The 17661-nt window shown below is 42.1% G+C and carries 11 protein-coding genes and 1 tRNA gene; 1 reads left to right on the forward strand and 11 read right to left on the reverse strand.

The features are described from left to right. Positions 1-7: 7 nt before the first annotated feature. Complete coding sequence (locus tag ACSLP7_RS08925) at positions 8-3109, reverse strand: SusC/RagA family TonB-linked outer membrane protein (protein WP_435578969.1); 3102 nt, start codon at positions 3107-3109, stop codon at positions 8-10. Between the two features lie 884 nt (positions 3110-3993). On the opposite strand from ACSLP7_RS08925, the gene ACSLP7_RS08930 reads away from it, so the two are divergent. Further along, on the forward strand, positions 3994-5043 hold the full coding sequence (locus ACSLP7_RS08930) for a LacI family DNA-binding transcriptional regulator (protein WP_435578970.1): 1050 nt from the start codon (positions 3994-3996) through the stop codon (positions 5041-5043). Here the strand turns inward: ACSLP7_RS08930 and ACSLP7_RS08935 are convergent. The 10 genes from ACSLP7_RS08935 to ACSLP7_RS08980 all read right to left on the reverse strand — a co-directional run bounded on the left by ACSLP7_RS08935 (position 5040) and on the right by ACSLP7_RS08980 (position 17616). After that, complete coding sequence (locus ACSLP7_RS08935) at positions 5040-5927, reverse strand: carbohydrate kinase family protein (protein WP_435578971.1); 888 nt, start codon at positions 5925-5927, stop codon at positions 5040-5042. The two genes, ACSLP7_RS08930 and ACSLP7_RS08935, sit on opposite strands and share 4 nt — an antisense overlap. Continuing rightward, a complete protein-coding gene (locus ACSLP7_RS08940; protein ID WP_291183181.1) occupies positions 5914-7263 on the reverse strand; it encodes a sugar porter family MFS transporter in 1350 nt (449 codons plus the stop codon). The genes ACSLP7_RS08935 and ACSLP7_RS08940 overlap by 14 nt, the downstream gene beginning before the upstream one ends. A 6-nt stretch (positions 7264-7269) precedes the next feature. After that, positions 7270-8829 carry a glycoside hydrolase family 32 protein gene (locus tag ACSLP7_RS08945; RefSeq protein ID WP_435578972.1) on the reverse strand — a complete coding sequence of 520 codons (1560 nt, stop codon included), beginning with the start codon at positions 8827-8829 and terminating at the stop codon, positions 7270-7272. A 107-nt stretch (positions 8830-8936) separates the two neighbouring features. After that, a complete protein-coding gene (locus ACSLP7_RS08950) occupies positions 8937-9494 on the reverse strand; it encodes a hypothetical protein (RefSeq protein WP_435578973.1) in 558 nt (185 codons plus the stop codon). A gap of 131 nt (positions 9495-9625) precedes the next feature. Further along, positions 9626-10534: a helix-turn-helix domain-containing protein gene (locus ACSLP7_RS08955; protein ID WP_435578974.1), complete on the reverse strand. Its 909-nt coding sequence runs from the start codon at positions 10532-10534 to the stop codon at positions 9626-9628. A gap of 36 nt (positions 10535-10570) precedes the next feature. Next, a complete protein-coding gene (locus ACSLP7_RS08960) occupies positions 10571-11347 on the reverse strand; it encodes an SDR family NAD(P)-dependent oxidoreductase (RefSeq protein ID WP_435578975.1) in 777 nt (258 codons plus the stop codon). 331 nt (positions 11348-11678) lie between these two features. Next, positions 11679-12704 carry a phytase gene (locus tag ACSLP7_RS08965; RefSeq protein WP_435578976.1) on the reverse strand — a complete coding sequence of 342 codons (1026 nt, stop codon included), beginning with the start codon at positions 12702-12704 and terminating at the stop codon, positions 11679-11681. Positions 12705-12713: 9 nt separating this feature from the next. After that, positions 12714-15560, reverse strand: coding sequence for a TonB-dependent receptor (locus ACSLP7_RS08970; protein ID WP_435578977.1), 2847 nt, complete (start codon positions 15558-15560; stop codon positions 12714-12716). 164 nt (positions 15561-15724) lie between these two features. Next, on the reverse strand, positions 15725-17290 hold the full coding sequence (locus ACSLP7_RS08975) for a tetratricopeptide repeat protein (protein WP_435578978.1): 1566 nt from the start codon (positions 17288-17290) through the stop codon (positions 15725-15727). A 244-nt stretch (positions 17291-17534) separates the two neighbouring features. Further along, positions 17535-17616 (reverse strand) — tRNA-Leu (locus tag ACSLP7_RS08980). Positions 17617-17661 lie beyond the last annotated feature (45 nt).

The raw sequence follows: 17661 nt of genomic DNA on the forward strand, positions 1-17661 counted from the left end.
AATAATTTTAGAATTTAGCATTTATACCAAATGAAATTGTTCTCGGTCTTGGGAACGCCGTGTAATCGATACCATATACTGGGAATCCGTTCAATAGATCTCCACCACCTGGTGATACAGAAACTTCAGGATCAAGACCAGAGTAGTCAGTGATCACGAACAAGTTCTGTCCGATTAGCGACAGTTGTAAAGCGTCAAACAATCCATCTTCTTCCATCGGCACGTTGTATGACAACGTTGCGTTCTGAAGTCTTACAAAATCCCCAGCTTCTAGGAATCTTGTTGAAACATCTGCAGCAGCATCAAACGACTCACCAGAAGTCAATGTCTCTGGCAATACGTTACGACCCCCTCTAAATGCACCAGCCGTAAAGAATGCGTTTGCTGTGTTGTTGTAGATGTAGTGTCCGAACTGACCGTTAAAGAATGCCGATAACGTCCAGTTTTTGTAGTTAAACGTAGTAGAGAGACCAGCAGTAATATCTGGCAAAGCGCTCTTTCCTACGAATTTTTGTACGTCTCCTTCAGGATACAAAGGTTGTCCTGTAGTAGCGTCGAATCCACCAAACTCTCTCAAGAAGTATGAGAAAAGTGGCTGACCTTCTTGCAGCTGCTGAGCAAATGCAAGAGATAGACCTTGACCACGGATAGTACCCGCTGGGAACTGTCCTTGTAGGCTGGTGATTTCGTTTTCGTTATAAGTCAATTGGAAGTTAGCGTTCCAGCTAAAGTCCTCTTGATCAATGATGTCATATCCTAATGCGATTTCAATACCTTGGTTAATTACCTCTGAATCTGGTAAGTTCAAGAATACGAATGGCTGAGCAGCTGGCTGCGCAGAGATAGTACGTAGCAATAGATCAGTAGTAGACTTACGGTATACATCAATAGTAGCCGTGAAACGGTCGTTGTTTACACCAAAGTCGATACCAGCACCGAATTGCATTGTTTCCTCCCACTTCAAGTCTGGGTTAGCAAAAGACTGAGTAGAAGTACCTGGGATGTTGATATCACCACCATCGTTGATCACGTCTCCACCTCCAAAGCGCTCACGCTGTAGGAAGTTACCGTATCCTAGACCATCTTGGTTACCAGTGATACCCCAGTTCAAACGAAGCTTTAAAGTCGATACATTGTCACCAATGAAATCTTCTTCGTTGATCTTCCAAGCAACAGCAGCTGATGGGAAGTATCCGTACTTGTTGTCATCACCAAAAGTAGATGAACCATCCGCACGCATTGTAGCTGTAAATAAGTACTTATCTGCAAGCGTGTAGTTCACACGAGCAAAGTAAGACTGTAGCTCATCAAAGCTATCGAAAGTATCTCCGAACAATGAACGAGTACGTGCACCTGAAGTAGACCCGATGTTATCCTGAAGGATTTCTGGGAATAGACGGTTCACGAAAGTACCGTTGATGTTTGGAGCGTATCCATACTGTTGGTAAGAACCAGTGATTTGGCTCTCTACAGCATCAGCAGAAGATACAAGATCGTCGATCATGTCTCCCATCTGCGTAGTAAAGAATCCGAAACCGCTCAAGTTACGACCGTTACGATCGAACTTTTGGTAAGAGTAACCAGCAAGTACGTCCAAAGAGCTGTTTTCAAACTCTTTCTTATAGTTTACAGTAGCTTCCAAAAGCGTGTTAGTAGCTTCGCGCTCGCTAACTCCAGCAACACCGTTTCCGAATGCACCTTGGTCAACGTTAAGAGCACGAGCACTTGTAGCACTGCTTAAGAAAGTATCAGAATAGTCATAACCTAAATTAACCTTTGCAGAAAATTCCGATGTAATATCATACTCTGCAGAAGCATTAATAAGGATACGGTCTGTGTTACCTAAGTTCTCAGTGTACGCCAATAGCGCAGCAGGAGAAGTTAGACCACCAGTTCCCGTAAAGTCAGGATTGTTTGGCCAAGTTGGGTTTGCTGAGTAAGCAGAACCAAGTAAGTCACCTCTAAATCCGGCAGAACCAGAAAGCGGAGCAAACTCGTCGTTAGTACGACCGTAAGAAGCCTGTAATCCTAATTTAAGTTTATCTTCCAAGAAACGGTGCTGTGCGTTCAAACGCGCAGTAACACGCTCAAGAGACGAGTTCTCTACGATACCGAAGTTCTTAGAGTAACTGAAACTCGCACGTACATTACCATCACCGTAGTTGTTGGTATAAGACAAGTTGTTTGTTGTAGAAGTAGCTCTTCTGAATGCTACATCTTGCCAGTCAGTGTTGGCACCGAAGTCACGCTCCGCGATGTCAAAACCGTTAGCAGCAGAAGCAGCAAGGTATGCGTCAGCATCTAGAAGGTCGTACTCGTTTGCAGCCTCAGCTACAGAGAAAGTAGAACTCAACTCGAAAGATCCTCCGCGACCACTACGACCAGATTTGGTAGTAATGATTACAACCCCGTTCGCACCACGAGAACCATAGATAGCCGTTGCAGATGCATCCTTCAAAATAGAGATGCTCTCGATATCGTTCGGGTTCAAGAAGTTCAACGGGTTACGAGGAGCAGCAGAACCGAAAGAAGTTCCACTCAATTCCTGGCTAGTGTCATTGGCTAATGGCACACCGTCAACAACGAAAAGCGGGTTGTTGTTCGAACGAATCGAGTTCGAACCACGAATTCTAAACGCTACAGCAGAACCTGGTTCCCCAGAATCCTGAGAAATCTGAACCCCGGCAGTTTTACCTTGGATCAATTGTTCCGGAGAAGCGATTACCCCTTGGTTAAAGTCGTCTGACGTAACCGCCGTAACTGCACCAGTTGCGTCTTTCACGGTCGTAGAACCATAACCAATAATAACTACCTCTTCTAGCGCTTCAGTGTCTTCCTGCATCACGAAGTTGATGGTAGTCTGTCCGTTTACTGAAACTTCAGTTGTCACAAATCCAACATAACTAAACACAAGAGTGGCGTTGGAATCAACATCACTTAAGGAATAGTTACCGTCAAAATCTGTTTGTGCTCCGTTAGAAGTACCTTTTACAAGTACATTCACCCCTGGAAGCGGGCCTGTAGCATCAGACACCGTACCCGAGACGCTAATCTGAGCGTAAACTGTACTCCCAAGTAGCGCAAACATCGGAAGTAGAAAAAGTCTCATTAGTAATTTGTTTTTCATACAGTTATTTGGTTTAGATTAATTAAAATTTCAAATTGTTTTTAAGGATTCGACGACACCACTGATTGCTCAGGCTGCCGTCATTATTTTTAGTCTATTACGCTTTAAGGTGATAAGATACGACTTTTTCACCAAAAAGGTAGTTGTCAATTCTATGCTTTGAGCTTCAGTTAAAGAAAAATCAATTCCCCTCCAGTGATGGCTAATTCGCTGCCGCCGCTGAGAGTGTTCACCTGCTGTATAATCGTGTACTTTTACCGCTGTGGCCGTTGCATTTTCCCGAGGGGATTGATCTCCAAAATTAACTGTACTGTTTCGATGGTTTAGAAGATGAACATGAGCCAAATTGTGCATTTCAGGCATGCAAAAAGGGCTCGCATATGGCGGTTTTGCACCATAAGCGGCCTTAACAGTTCTACGATCTGAGCTTTTTTTCTGCACTATCATGTTCATTAACTTCCTGTAAACGAGTGACTTTGGTTGATATCTCTCGCTCTGAAGTCAGACAACAATTAAGCGTACATTTCTTAACGTTGTCTTAATTTAAAGGCTAATATTTACTTTTTTTTTGATTATTAAAAATAAACACTCTTAAAATCTCGGTTTTCATAACCGAAAACGTTTTCGTATTTTCGACTCCTGAATTTAGCAAACAACGAAAAATTAACGAAAACGTATGAGCTATAGTCTTAGCTCGATTTTTTGTTTAACGTTTTCAGGTGTATTTTTGGCCGGATTTTTTATGGTTTTCGTAAATCCATTTCGATTTTAAATCACACGGTTTTCGCTAAGGCCTGATATGACTCGGTCTACGCTAATAACAGAATCAAAAACTAACCTATATTCCCGAGCCGCAGGCTGATCATATGGAACAAGTTACGCTTAAACAAATTGCTGAATACCTCGGTATATCAATTGCCACGGTTTCTAAAGCCTTAAAAGACTATCCAGACGTCAGTCAGAAAACTAAGGCTTTGGTCAAGGCGGAGGCTGAAAGACTCAACTATCAACCCAACAGTTTTGCCGTTAACTTAAGGACCAAGGAGTCTCGTACTATTGGATTGATCATTCCTGAGGTGGTTCACTTCTTTTTCGGCAATATAGTTCGTGCCATCATCACTCAGGCGGAGAAAAAAGGCTATTTGGTAATTATCCTTCAATCGGATGACAATCCAAAACTTGAAAAGAAACAGATTGATCTGCTGATCAGTAAGCGCGTGGATGGTATTATGATCTCTCTTGCGAACAACACCGTAGACACCTCACATTTACAAAAAGTGATGCGATTGGGGATTCCTTTGGTGATGTTTGACAAGATCTCCAAACTGGTGCCCTGTTCCAAAATAATCATCGATGATCGCAAAGCAGCCTATGAAGCAACCAAACACCTCATTGAGCAAGGTTGTACCAAGATCGCGCATTTTAGAGGTCCTTTACTGCCCCAGAATTCTATTGATCGATTCCTCGGATATAAAAAGGCGTTAGAAGACCATGGATTAGAATATAATTCCAAGCATGTTTTTCTATGCGACCCGATCATTTATGAAAAGGGGCGGGAACACGCAAATGCTGTCCTAGATCAAGGAATGGATATTGACGGCATCTTTGCCAACACCGACATGGTAGCCATTGGCGCCCTTTCTGTATTTAATGAACGTGGCATTAAAGTTCCTCAAGACCTCAAGATTATAGGTTTTAGTAACTGGTTCATCTCCTCGGCGATGACACCCACCTTGAGCACTGTAGATCAAGACGGGATCAAAATGGGTAAAAAAGTATTCAAAAGACTCTTCAAGGAGCTACAGGCCAAAAAGAATGGACAACTGCTTCCTCCAGAAACCATAGCCATGCCTACCAAGGTTATAGGAAGAGGCTCTTCTATGGTAAGCAAAGCCGCCCTTGCCGCCAAGTCTTAATCCTTCAAAAGGGAATCCAGCTGAGTCATTGAGATTTCAGCAGTAGCTCCTGGTGTTGCAGCTACTAAAGAACCCAAAGCACAGCCCCGCTTTAAAGCAGCTTGAGGAACTTCTTGCAATAAATAAAATCCGTAGACAAAAGCAGCCAAAAAAGCATCGCCTGCCCCAACGGTATCAGCAACGGTAGTTGGGAAGCCTTCTTGATGATAAATTTTACCTTCATGCCATAAGGCAGCTCCTTCACTCCCCAAGGTTACGCAGAGGGTTTTGGTCTGAGTCGCCTCAGCCAGAGCCGCTAATTGCGACTCAAGATCTTCGTGGCTAATCGACAACTCTGATAGAACAAGTGGCAATTCCTCTTCATTGAATTTGATACAATCAGCAACTTTCATTAGATCAATCAAAGCAGACATCTGATAATGTGGAGACCTAAGGTTGATATCAAAAATGACGGTATCGCAACGCTGAACTAATTTGCGGAGTTGACTCACATTGAAGGCTTCACGTAGAGCCAAGCTACCAAAAACCAAAATGTTATTTCCAATTGGAATTTCAGGTGCCGGAATATGATCCCAAGCAACAGGCTGGCCTATGGTATAAGTGGCGGCACCTGTGTCATCAAGTTCGACATTGACATAACCCGTAGCAAACTCTTTATGCGGATATATACAAGTCGTGTCCAGTCCGAGCTCTTCAAGATCAAAATAGGTTTCATGCCCTCTGGCATCATTTCCCACAGCACTTATGAGTTTTACCTCTGCACCAAACCTGTGCAGGCGAAATGCCACATTAAATGGAGCTCCTCCCAAGACCTCTCGATCCGGAAAACAATCCCAAAGGACTTCTCCATAGCAAACAACCCTAGAGGCATCAGGCGTCTTCATCGACGAGTTTTTTCTCCAAATCTTCTAAAGACACTCCTTTGGTTTCCGGCATTTTAAAGATCGCCCAAAGCAACTGCAAGACCATCATACCAGCAAAGAAGTAATAGATATACCACAACGAGTCTCTGAGGATTCCTTCTTGCTCATCGATAAAGAACGGTGTGATCAAGGTAATCAAGGCTGCAAATACCCAGTGGGTGCTCGTCCCCCAACTTTGGCCGTAAGCACGAACACGATTTGGGAAGATCTCAGAAATGAACACCCAAATCACCGCGCCTTGTCCAATAGCATGAGAAGCGATGAAAATACAGATAAAGGTCAACAGCATGGCCGGAGACGCATCCGCATAGAAACACCAACCCACCATGATAAGACTTACGATATATCCAATGGAACCAATGATGATAAGTTGTCTGCGTCCTAGTTTGTCAATTAAACGCACTCCAATGAGCGTGAATACCAAATTCACAATCCCAATGGCAATAGAATTAAAGAGCGATTCCTCACCTCCCAAACCAGCTTGCTCCAAGATCTGCGGTGCATAATACAGCACAAAGTTGATTCCACTGAGCTGATTGAAAAAGGCGATCAAAAAGCCCAACCAAAGCACGCGGTTGTACTTCTTTTGAAACAACTTTTCACTGGTTTTGGGTTGTAAAAGATCTTTTTTGATCTCTTGTAAAACGTTCTTGGCTTTTTCTGCTCCGAGGTAGATAGTTTCTAAAACTCCAAGCGCAGCTTCATCGTCCTTTTTAACAATGGCCAACCATCTGGGGCTGTTAGGTACTTTCAATACCATGATAGTGTAGAGCAAGGCAGGAATCGCTTCTACTCCGAGCATCCAACGCCAGTCATTGGCTCCATCAAAACCTTTGAGCAACCAATTGGAAATAAAGGCGATCAAAATTCCGAAGACCAAACAAAATTGATACAAGGCCACCATTTTTCCACGATTCTGTGCGGAAGTGATCTCAGAAATATAGATCGGTGCGGCGACTGAGGAAACTCCAACTCCTACCCCACCTATGAATCTAAAAAAGGAGAATGAATAAGGATCTGGTGCCAATGCGCTTCCAACTGCCGAGACAAAAAAGAGCACTCCAATCCAAAACAAGGTCTTCTTTCTACCCAAGCGCTTGGTTGGAATTCCACCGGTCAAAGAACCTAAAACAGTTCCCCAAAGCGCCATCGACATAATAAAGGTTCCATGAAATAAAGGCGAAGTATCCCAAAGGGCTTGAATGGGTTTGTTGGCTCCACTGATCACTACGGTATCAAATCCGAAGAGAAAACCGGCCAGCGCCACAGTGACTGACCACATTACAATTTTGTTCATCTAGTACTAGTTAGTTGGTTTGTTCCAAATAGAAGGTATAGAATCGATCCTGAACCAGCGAACACCTGCTGCGTCTGCAGGCACTACTTGGACCTCATCAAAGGGTTCATTTGGAAATATCTGATTGGTAAAGACATATCGACCCCAATCTACAAAAATCTCAATAGAGGAGGCGTCAATATAAGCCGTGACATAGATGTCATCACCATCAGGTTTAAATGGCTGTTCTTGATGCTGAGCTCCAAAAGAGGACTCAAAATCTACCTTCCCGCTCTGGCTTCTGTCAAAGGTCATTTTTCCAGCCTCTGGGAAGAAGCCGATCTCGATCTCCTCGCGTAGATTGTTGCTCAAAATAAAATAGGTATCCGTTTTGGCCGAAGTTTTGAACTGAATTCTATGCTGATTGAGATTTACAGAGTCAAAGTAAACCTGCCCGGGCCCTTCCGTATAATAAACCGGCTTTCGGTCATATACCAAGGTATCTACCTTATCATAAGGATAGTTAGTCAAGCGAACCCCCTCATTAAAGCGTTTTAGTTTCAAAGTTCTCGGTAAGGTCATGGAGCTTCGCCAAGCTTCTGTGGGTGTATTTCTTGCATAATTCCAATTGCTCATCCATCCTATAAAAATACGCTCGTTATTAGGTTCATTGTTGTAGGTAACACCCGCGTAATTATCCATGCCATAGTCTAGCCAAAGGGGCTCTTCTTGATCTGTGTTGAATTTTTCCCCGTCCCAATCTCCAATGAAATATTGCGTCCCAGAACCTCCATTTGGCGCACCTGGATTCATGCTGATGAGCAGCACCCATTTTTTGGCGTAATGGTCGGGATCTGGATGATCCAATGGAAAAAGATCTGGACATTCCCATACCCCTCCGTGAGCGCCTTGGTCTTTGCCAAACTCACTCATCAATTCCCAATCTTTAAGGTTGGGTGATTTATAGAACTTCGCATGATCGCCAGCGACCAAGATCATCACCCATTGCTCGGTATCCTTATCCCAAAAGACCTTGGGATCTCTAAAATCTTTTATGCCCTCATTACCAATGACCGGATTGCCTTCATACTTGGTCCATGAATCTCCATTGTCTAAACTATAGGCAATGCCTTGGGTCTGAAAGTCGGTGCGTCCGGCCTTTTCCCCTTCCATTAAGTGATAGGTAAAAATTGCAACCAAAGGTGCAACTCCGTCTTTTCCAAAACCAGAAGTGTTGTCGTGATCAACTACCGCACTTCCTGAGAAAATGAGACCGTGCTCATCAGGATATAAGGCAATAGGCTTGTTTTCCCAATGGACCATATCCGTACTGGTAGCATGCCCCCAGTGCATCGGGCCCCAAACAATATCCTCCGGATAATACTGGTAGAACAAATGATAAACCCCATCATTGTATACCAAGCCGTTCGGGTCATTCATCCACTTTGCTGGCGGCGAAAAATGATATTGCAAACGGTAAGGTTCGTCGTAATTGGAACTGAATGCTTGAGCTACAGGAGTCTGCTGGGTTGTAGTTTCCTTGCATCCAATCAGCACCAAGAGCGTTAAAAAAAGAAGGTGTCGCATGTTTCCCAAATTAGTCGTGCCACTAAGATACGAGAATTGTAGAAGTCGAATAAAAACAAAAAAAGCAGCCCCGAGGCTGCTTATTCGCTTTAAGTGTAAAATGATCCCTAATGGGCAAATCGATAGGCCATTTTTGGCTTTACCTTTCCTAAAATGCGATGCTTTAACCAGCGGGTGATTCCTGAGAAATTATAGGCTGAGAAACTAAACTGCAAGCGCAACTCTTGAGCTTGTTCACCCGAAACTCGATATCCTCCTTGAATCTCAAAATCCAAATACGGAGTATCAAAAACCTCCTTCTTGGTGTAATCGTTTAAGATAAAGGAGTTGTCCCAAGCCTTTAGGTAAAAACGAACCTTGGTAAAGTAGGCAGCAGGCAAAGCGACAGCATCACGTGTTTTAATGAATAGTCCGGTGTGTTGTCCTTTAAGTTGCAAACGCGTTTGCTGCTGAAAGGATTCAATGGTTGTGGCCTGACCTTGATCATCAATTAAGGCAAAACCGCTTATGTTCAAAGACATTTCTACCACTTTTAGCGGCTCAATCTCTTTTTGTGTCAAACTTAGGTTAAGGGTGCGCGCAGCTTGCGACTCCCAATGGGCAGCAAGATCCAAACTGTTTGGAAAGGTCTGCCAAATACTCGGATAGAATTTGGTGTTCTTCATAAGTGTGTGTATTAACAATTAAATACACTGCAAATTTCAGTCAGAATTGCAATCTGCCACACAACAAAATCCTCCGATTTATATACTATTTAAACCCAGTAATATTTGCCTAAATCATTGATTTTCAACAATCAATTCTGTTTTCTAAAGGCCGCCGGACTCATGCCTGTGCGTTTTTTGAAGAGTTTGCTAAAGTGCTGCGGATACTCAAAGCCGAGATCATAAGCAATTTCACTAACGGCGGCAGTAGTACCCAAAAGTTCATTCTTTGCAAGATTTACCACAAAGGTGTTGATATGATCTTTAGCGGATCTGCCTGTTTCCTTTTTGAGCAAATCACTGAGATAGTTGGGAGACATGCTCATCTGCTCACCGCAATATCGGACAGAGGGTAATCCCAACTCCGCCGGCTTGTCCGAAGCAAAATAGCCGCGCAACAATTGCTCAAATTCTGAGACGCGATCTTGATTCATATTGGTACGCACAAAAAACTGACGGTCGTAATAACGGGTACAATAATCCAAGATCAATTCTATGGTAGAAACTATGAGCTTTTGGCTGTGGCGATCAATGTTTTGATTGTACTCTACGGCGATCTTATCCACCAGATCTGTAAGGGTCTTTTGTTCTTCTTCGGAGACATGCAGGGCTTCGTGCACCTCATAATCGAAGAAATTGTATTGGTGAATCGTTTGCCCCAAGGGAGATTTGCGGATCAAATCCGGATGAAACAAAAGCATCCATCCCTTGGCATCGGGTTGAATCACCTCTTTGGTTCCACTCACCACTTGATTGGGTCTGGTGAAGACCAAGGTGCCATCTTCAAAGTCATACGAGTTTCTGCCGTATTGCAAGCTACCGACTACCCCATGCTTTAAGGCGATCATATAAAGTCCAGAATTGTACTTCACCCCTTCAAAATCCATCACCTTAGGCAGGTCTTTCATCCGTAGAAAACTCACCAAAGGATGCTTTGGACTTGGGATCTGCAGGAATTCGTGGATCTGCGCCACACTGGTCACATGAATGGTCTCGCTCATAATTCAAAGTTATTAATTGTACTGCAAAACAGCCTGTTAGACCTCTTGCATTTTTCTGATCTGCTTGAGTAAGGTCTTTTTAGGGGTAAATGGAATGGCCTTCATCATAAGGTTTTGAGCAAAAGTCAATCCAGAAACCACGTCTATCTTTCCTTCTTGCATCGCTTGGTAACCGTCCTCTGCTACAGAGCGAGCCGTCACGGTCTTTTCAAAAAGATCGGTCTTGTCCATCCCAGAGGTTGAGGCAAACTCGGTCTCCGTGGCACCGGGCATTAAAGTGGTAACGGTGATGTTGGTATCGTGAAGTTCTTCTGCAATGGCATTTCCTAAAAAGGTCACATAGGCCTTAGTGGCAAAATATACTGCTTGAAGCGGCCCCGGCATAAAGCTGGCCGTAGATGAAGTATTGAGTATCTTTCCTTGATTGCGCGCCACCATATCAGGCAGAAAGAGGTACATAAGCTCCGTTAAAGCGGTCATGTTTAAATGGATCATTTGCTGCTGACGCCCCCAGGTAAGCTCGTGGAATTTACCGCGCAATCCAAAACCGGCATTGTTGATTAGGATATCAACGGTAATTCCAGCGGCAATCACGGCATCATAGAGCTCTTTAGCCGACCCTGCCTGACTCAGGTCCTTGGTGATAGTCTTTACCTGCACTTTATGGCGCTGTTCCAGTTCGTATTTAAGGTCATCTAATTTTTCTTGTCTACGGGCTACAATGACCAAATCGCCACCCTTTTCAGCGTGGATACGAGCCAGTTCTCTTCCTATTCCGCTTGAGGCTCCTGTAATTAGGGCTACATTTTTCATTTGCTTTTACTTTTTGTTTCGATTACAAAATTACCGCAAGCCCTATATGTGGATGTATACATTTTCCCGAAGGATGTATATGTTTTACAGAAAAACAAAAAAGCCTTCTCGATCTGAGAAGGGCTTTGTATGGATGAACGGGGACCGAGCGTTTAAAAAACATCCGGTGGATGTTTTTAGCGAGGGGCCGGCGTTGAGGGAGCTGGCGGTTCGACCCCTGAATCAAATAAAAAAACCTCCAACTTTCGTCAGAGGTTTTAAAGAGATTAATTTTAAGCAATACTCTAGAAGAAGTACTACTGCGATCAACTATAATTATAAGGTTCGCATACTAATTTTTTATATCAAACAGTTTTCTCAGATCGTAAAAACTAAAGGTTCTATTGTTGTTCATAGCAACAAATAACCCGCTGGAAAACATTTCATTCAATCCGATTGTCACTACTTCGCAGCCATCAGTTTCAGCTGTAGATAGGTTCACAGAGCTCACATATTCGTTTGTTATTCGATCAAAGAGATTGAACTGTCCCAATTGCTGATCAGAAACAATTAAATGTCCTGTTCCGTCCGTTCGAGCTGCAATGGCAATACCTTCAATATCATCTAAGAAATATTCACTTCCAAAACAGGAAAGTTCATTATTTCCCATTCCTGGTTCGGCATAGTATTTCCTAATGCATGAACCCTCGTCTGAGTAATAGATGAAGCCAAGCTCGTCATCTACAGCCACTGCCTCGATTTCCTTCAATCCGCTGAACTTTCCAAAAGAGCGCACCAGTTTAGTATGAACACCAGAACTGTCGGTTACAAATTCATACTGATGAAGATAGTTCTCTGTTGGCCCTGCTTTTCTGGACACAATTGCATAAAGTTTTCCACTTTTTTCAGATTTGTAAAGACCTATCCCCATAGGTAAATTATGTTCTGGGATCGTGGCATCTGCAAAGACCTTAAAACCCTGATTGTCTAGTGGTTGCATATCCGGAACAGAAAAGAGTCGAATTTGTTGACGCTCCCTTTCAGTAAACACCATTACATCGACCACGGTGGAATCATTGAGACGAAAATCGTATTCAACATCGACATTGTTAGGTCTTTTAATCCCTCGCAACGATTTTTCATCAATGATTTTCCCTTCAAGATCGAAGGCGTAAATACCACCATCAGTAGCTTTATCCGTTCCAAATACAATACTGTTAGCGGGGTCGGCTCTATCGATCCAAATGGCTGGGTCGTCTGTATCGTATCGGGTCTCTTCGGTCACCACATCAGGTGCAATAGCGGCTAATTTGCTTTTTTTCTGGCAGGCATACAGAATACTGAATACTGCTAGACTAAAGACAATTCTATATTTCATAAACCAATTTTATTTGCCAAAAATATCATAACGCAGCCCAAGTGCGAGTCTTCTTCCGTAGAATTCAATCTGTTGAGTACGAGCACTTACCGACTGAAAATAACGCAATGGCTGATCAGTGATATTGGTGAGATCGGCGTAAATCGTTAATTGATCATTAATGGCAAACCCCATATTGAAATCCAAGAAGAACTGTTCGTCATAATAACGATCTTCGAATGCATTCCCTCCTATTTCATCTATATAAGAATCAGAGTAGTTAGCAGAAAGTCTTGCGCTAAAACGCTTGTCTGCATATCCTAAAGATCCATTAAACATATTTGGCGCAGTATTGGGGAGATCAAGGTCCTGACGTTCGTCTCCATCTTCGTTACGAATACCATCTGCATTGGAAGTCAAAAAGGTATAATTCAAATACAGACTGAAATTCTTTGCAAATCCTGGCAAAAAGTCCAATTGTCTTTGAAAAGCGATCTCTGCACCAAAAATAGAGGCGTCATCACCATTCAATGGTTGAAAAACATCAAAACCCTCTGTATCTGTTCCAAAGCTGTTGTCTGTGGTCTCAGTTTGAAATACGTAGGTAAAATCTTGAATTCGCTTATAAAAAAGACCTCCGGAAAGAATTCCCACATTCTCAAAATAGTATTCACCCAGGATATCAAAATTCATAGATGTGGTAGGTTCCAGATCTGGGTTGCCCAAAAATATTTCTTCATCTCCTGTCACCACATCTGTAAAAGGAACCAAGTCTACATAATTAGGTCGGGCTAAGGTATTGGTCCAGGCAAAACGCAAAATGGTATTCTTGTTCACAGCGTATCTAAAATGTACCCCTGGCAATACATTAGTATAATTGTTAGAACGGGTAATATCTCCCTCGTCAGATTCTTCATCAAGAATATTATTCCCAGTAGCTTCAATATCTGTATTCTCAACACGCAAACCAACAAGCATACTTAGTCCATTGGCTATCTTTTGGTTGGTCATGACATAACCAGCCCAAACATCCTCCGTTACATCGAAATTATCTCTAAGAAATTCATCGGGTACGGATTCACCACCAGATAAGTTCAATCCTCCTAGCCAAGTTTCATCAGCATAGAAACCTGCGCGGTATTGGCTACCTGCCAAATAATCTGGATCCGTATAATCTCTGTTTGGAACTCCACCCAAGGTTGGGAAGTTTTCTTCCAAGTCGAATTCAAAGAAATTGTTATCTCTGATCTTCTTTTTAAAACGTCCGCGAGCACCCCATTTGAGGGACCCGTCACCTTCATCGAATAAGTTCAGCGGCAATTCGAAGTTTATAAAGATGTTCAGATCTTCTTCCTCTGTATATTGGTTCTCATTGGTTATTTCTCCAAATTCGAAGCTGTCAAGGGCATTCGCATCTGCAGCATTGGCGGCAGTAAATAGTGGAAACTCTGGATCTGTAATGTTATTGTTTATAATGTATTCCGATTCAAATTCTGCGTAGCGTTCATTTAAACGCTCTTCTGAAGCCTTGGCATAAGAAGCCATCCAATCTATTTTCAGATTACCCATTATGTGATTCCCTCCAAGGGTATAATTCTGCATGCGCTGATCTTCTAAACGACGGTTCTGGTTTCTGTTATTATCGATACCACCTTTAGTCTGTCTCTTAACCTCAACAGGAAACATAGTTGGCGTGTTATTGGTAATGGTAAAATCACCGATCGCAATATCTTCTGCATCTAAAATCTCATGTTCCACGCGGTACCGGTTCTCGCGATCGTCTCTCCAATTATACATGGTCTTCAAATAGATATTGTTATTATTGTCTATCTGATAGTCCAGATTGGCGGAAAAGCTACGACGTATTCTTTGAACCAAATAGGTGCGTTGCTCAAAAACGTTGGTATACGGATTCACATCTATTTCTTCCTCTTCATTTCCATTAAAGAATCCAAAAGTATTCGCCCATTCCGCTTCCACATTGTCGGAGCCAAAATCGTTGTCGTTTATAGATGCTGCCAACATCCAACCGAACTTTTTGTCTTCTGTGCGGTCCCCGTAAAGGAAAGAACCGTTCAAAATGCGTTTATCAGTGATAAAACTTATTCCAGTTCCCAGGGTTGCTGAAAGTCTGAAATTCTCTGGAGCCGAACGGGTAACAAGATTCACTGATCCACCTAGGGCATCGGCATCCATATCTGGTGTTACTGCTTTATTCACCTGAATGGTCTGGATCATATCAGATGGAATCAAATCCATTTGAATATTTCGGTTATCGCCTTCGGCAGATGGAATGCGGCTTCCATTAAGGGTTACGGAATTCAATTGGGGCGACAACCCACGCACAATGATGTTTCGCGCTTCCCCTTGATCTACTTGCATGGTAATACCGGGAATACGTTTTACGGCGTCACCAATGTTTGCATCAGGGAATTTTCCTATTTGATCGGTAGACACTACATTAGTGATGTTAATGTTACTTCTCTGCGTGTTCAAAGCACCAGCTTGTCCTTCCAGACTATAGGCCGTAATTTGAACTTCTCCAAGAACCTCGCTCTTTTGTGCAAGAACCATTCGCACACTAGTAGTTTGATTGGCCACTACATTTATTTGTTCCTCGATACTCTCGCTTCCCAAATAAGAAACCATCAAAGTATACTCTCCTTCTGGAATTCCTAATAGGGTAAATCTACCATCGAAGTCCGTAATTGCTCCCTTATTTAGCGATTCAATAAACACATTTGCTCCTGTGAGATAGAATCCGTTCTCATCAGTAATAACACCTTGCACAGAGCCATTCTGTGACAATCCCGAAGCAGTATAACCCGCGACGAACAGCGTTACAAATAACAGTTTTAAAGTAATTTTAATTTTCATGATCTTGTTAAGGTTGATTGATATAAAATTAAGTACCACAGAGGCTTACCAGCATTTATTTAGAGCAATAAATGATAAACTAAAAGGTAATTTGATGTCAACTACAAGGCAACATTAACTTTGTCATAAAGTTGTCTTTACGGCAATATTAAAAGACAGCATTTTTACAATTCCAGCATGAAATTCACAAGTTCTGTCTGAGCATTTATAGGCAATTTTTTACGAAGTCGGTAACGAGCTACCCGCACACTATCGGGTGTAACTCTCAAAACTGAAGCAATTTCTTTAGAAGACATATTTAGCCTTAAGAGGACACCCAGTTTAAGTTCAGCTGGGCTCAATTTTTGATCGGAAACAGAGGATAGTCTCTTTATAAAATCCGGATGAACTTCATTAAAAATTCGATTGAATTCTTGCCACTCGCTTTCCTGTTTTAAATTAAAATCTATGTCTTTGACAATTTCATTAATTTTTGAAGGTAGATTCAAGTTACTTCTTTTACTTGCGTCTTTAAGTTTCCGCGAGACTTGTTCTAAGATTTTATTTTTTTGAGCTACATGGAGGCTGTATTTGGCCAAAGCCGCTGTTTTGAGTTCAACTGCTCGCTGCAGATCCCTTTCCTCGATGGCCTTTTTATCTAATTCAGCTTTCATCATGAGCTGTTTGTACAGGTACATATCCATAGTAGATTTTCGCTTTTTATAAAAATAGAAACCTAGGGTGGCTAACAAACCTAATACGGCGCTAAACGCAATGATCATAAGCCTCTGATTGGAACGGTTGACTTCATTCTGATGGGTTAGTGCTTTAATTTCTGCCGCTTTGCTTTTGGCATCATAGTCAGCCTGTAAGGCAATTATCTGCCCTAAATTCTGATCAATCAAGGCCTGTTGTAAATATGTTTCAGCAAGTTCTTTATTGGTGAATGCTTTTTTATAATCCCCTAAGTTGGCATAAGCCTTTGAAAGATCCTTATATGCACTTTTAATGAGATTGTTATCTTTTAAATTCAGAGAAAGATCAAGAGCCTGTTTAGTATAGATTATTGATCTTTCAATTTCACCCTGTTTTCTGTAAACATCCCCAAGATTATTTAATAAATTCACCTCTTCCTTAGTTCCTGAATCTTTGAATACAGCATAAGATTTAGCGAAGTACTCATATGCTTTGTAAAACTGAAATAGATCCTCATAAATACTACCCATATTCCCATTCACCCGCGCAATTCCAATAGAGTCATTTATACGCTCGTACAACTGCTTGCTTTCATTCTCATATAGAAGGGCATTAAGATAATCTCCCTGTTTCTCATAATAAGCACCTAAATAGGATTTGGACATAGCTTCTCCAGAAATGCTTTCTTTGCTTTGCGCAATTGCCAGAGCTTCTTTAAAATAATAATGAGCAGATTCGTAATTGTTAATTGATAAATAGACCCGACCTAATTTATTATTCAAAACCACATGGATAGAATCCTTGATTAGGTCATTGGCCATTAGTAGAGCTTGGTTATAGTAACCTATAGCCTGGGTATATAGACCCGATTTATAACAATAGTCTGCTAAATGACAAGTGCTTTTTGCAATTTCCAATTGACCTCCACTTTTTTCAGCAAGTTTCAGGTTAGTTGCCAAGCGGGTATAAACGGAATCTGTTATAGCTTGTTGGGACATAACTACTGAAACCTTTGCTAAGAGGCATGCAAACAATAAGAATTTCTTGACGCACATTTCCAGAAGAATTTTGAACAATTAAGAGATTTCGAAATGCAACTCCAAAGGATTGCAATTATGAAAATGTTATCTGTTTTTTCTTGAGGGAACGGTAAATCCCATCAGCAATCTTTGAATGGGACCGAGCGTTTAAAAAACATCCGGTGGATGTTTTTAGCGAGGGGCCGGCGTTGAGGGAGCTGGCGGTTCGACCCCTGAATAAAATAAAAAAAACCTCCAACTTTCGTTGAAGGTTTTTTTGTGCGGATGAAGGGAGTCGAACCCCCACGCCTTGCGGCACTAGATCCTAAGTCTAGCATGTCTACCAGTTCCATCACATCCGCTTAGGGCTGCAAATATAATTAATATTGCTAAATCCAAAAGGACTT

The organism is Gilvibacter sp. (genome assembly GCF_965601605.1).
In the GTDB taxonomy this organism is placed as follows: domain Bacteria; phylum Bacteroidota; class Bacteroidia; order Flavobacteriales; family Flavobacteriaceae; genus Gilvibacter.

Coding starts and splice junctions, on each gene's coding strand:
- ACSLP7_RS08925 (WP_435578969.1), bottom strand. CDS start 3,109: ATGAGACTTTTTCTACTTCCGATGTTTGCGCTACTTGGGAGTACAGTT.
- ACSLP7_RS08930 (WP_435578970.1), top strand. CDS start 3,994: ATGGAACAAGTTACGCTTAAACAAATTGCTGAATACCTCGGTATATCA.
- ACSLP7_RS08935 (WP_435578971.1), bottom strand. CDS start 5,927: ATGAAGACGCCTGATGCCTCTAGGGTTGTTTGCTATGGAGAAGTCCTT.
- ACSLP7_RS08940 (WP_291183181.1), bottom strand. CDS start 7,263: ATGAACAAAATTGTAATGTGGTCAGTCACTGTGGCGCTGGCCGGTTTT.
- ACSLP7_RS08945 (WP_435578972.1), bottom strand. CDS start 8,829: ATGCGACACCTTCTTTTTTTAACGCTCTTGGTGCTGATTGGATGCAAG.
- ACSLP7_RS08950 (WP_435578973.1), bottom strand. CDS start 9,494: ATGAAGAACACCAAATTCTATCCGAGTATTTGGCAGACCTTTCCAAAC.
- ACSLP7_RS08955 (WP_435578974.1), bottom strand. CDS start 10,534: ATGAGCGAGACCATTCATGTGACCAGTGTGGCGCAGATCCACGAATTC.
- ACSLP7_RS08960 (WP_435578975.1), bottom strand. CDS start 11,347: ATGAAAAATGTAGCCCTAATTACAGGAGCCTCAAGCGGAATAGGAAGA.
- ACSLP7_RS08965 (WP_435578976.1), bottom strand. CDS start 12,704: ATGAAATATAGAATTGTCTTTAGTCTAGCAGTATTCAGTATTCTGTAT.
- ACSLP7_RS08970 (WP_435578977.1), bottom strand. CDS start 15,560: ATGAAAATTAAAATTACTTTAAAACTGTTATTTGTAACGCTGTTCGTC.
- ACSLP7_RS08975 (WP_435578978.1), bottom strand. CDS start 17,290: ATGTGCGTCAAGAAATTCTTATTGTTTGCATGCCTCTTAGCAAAGGTT.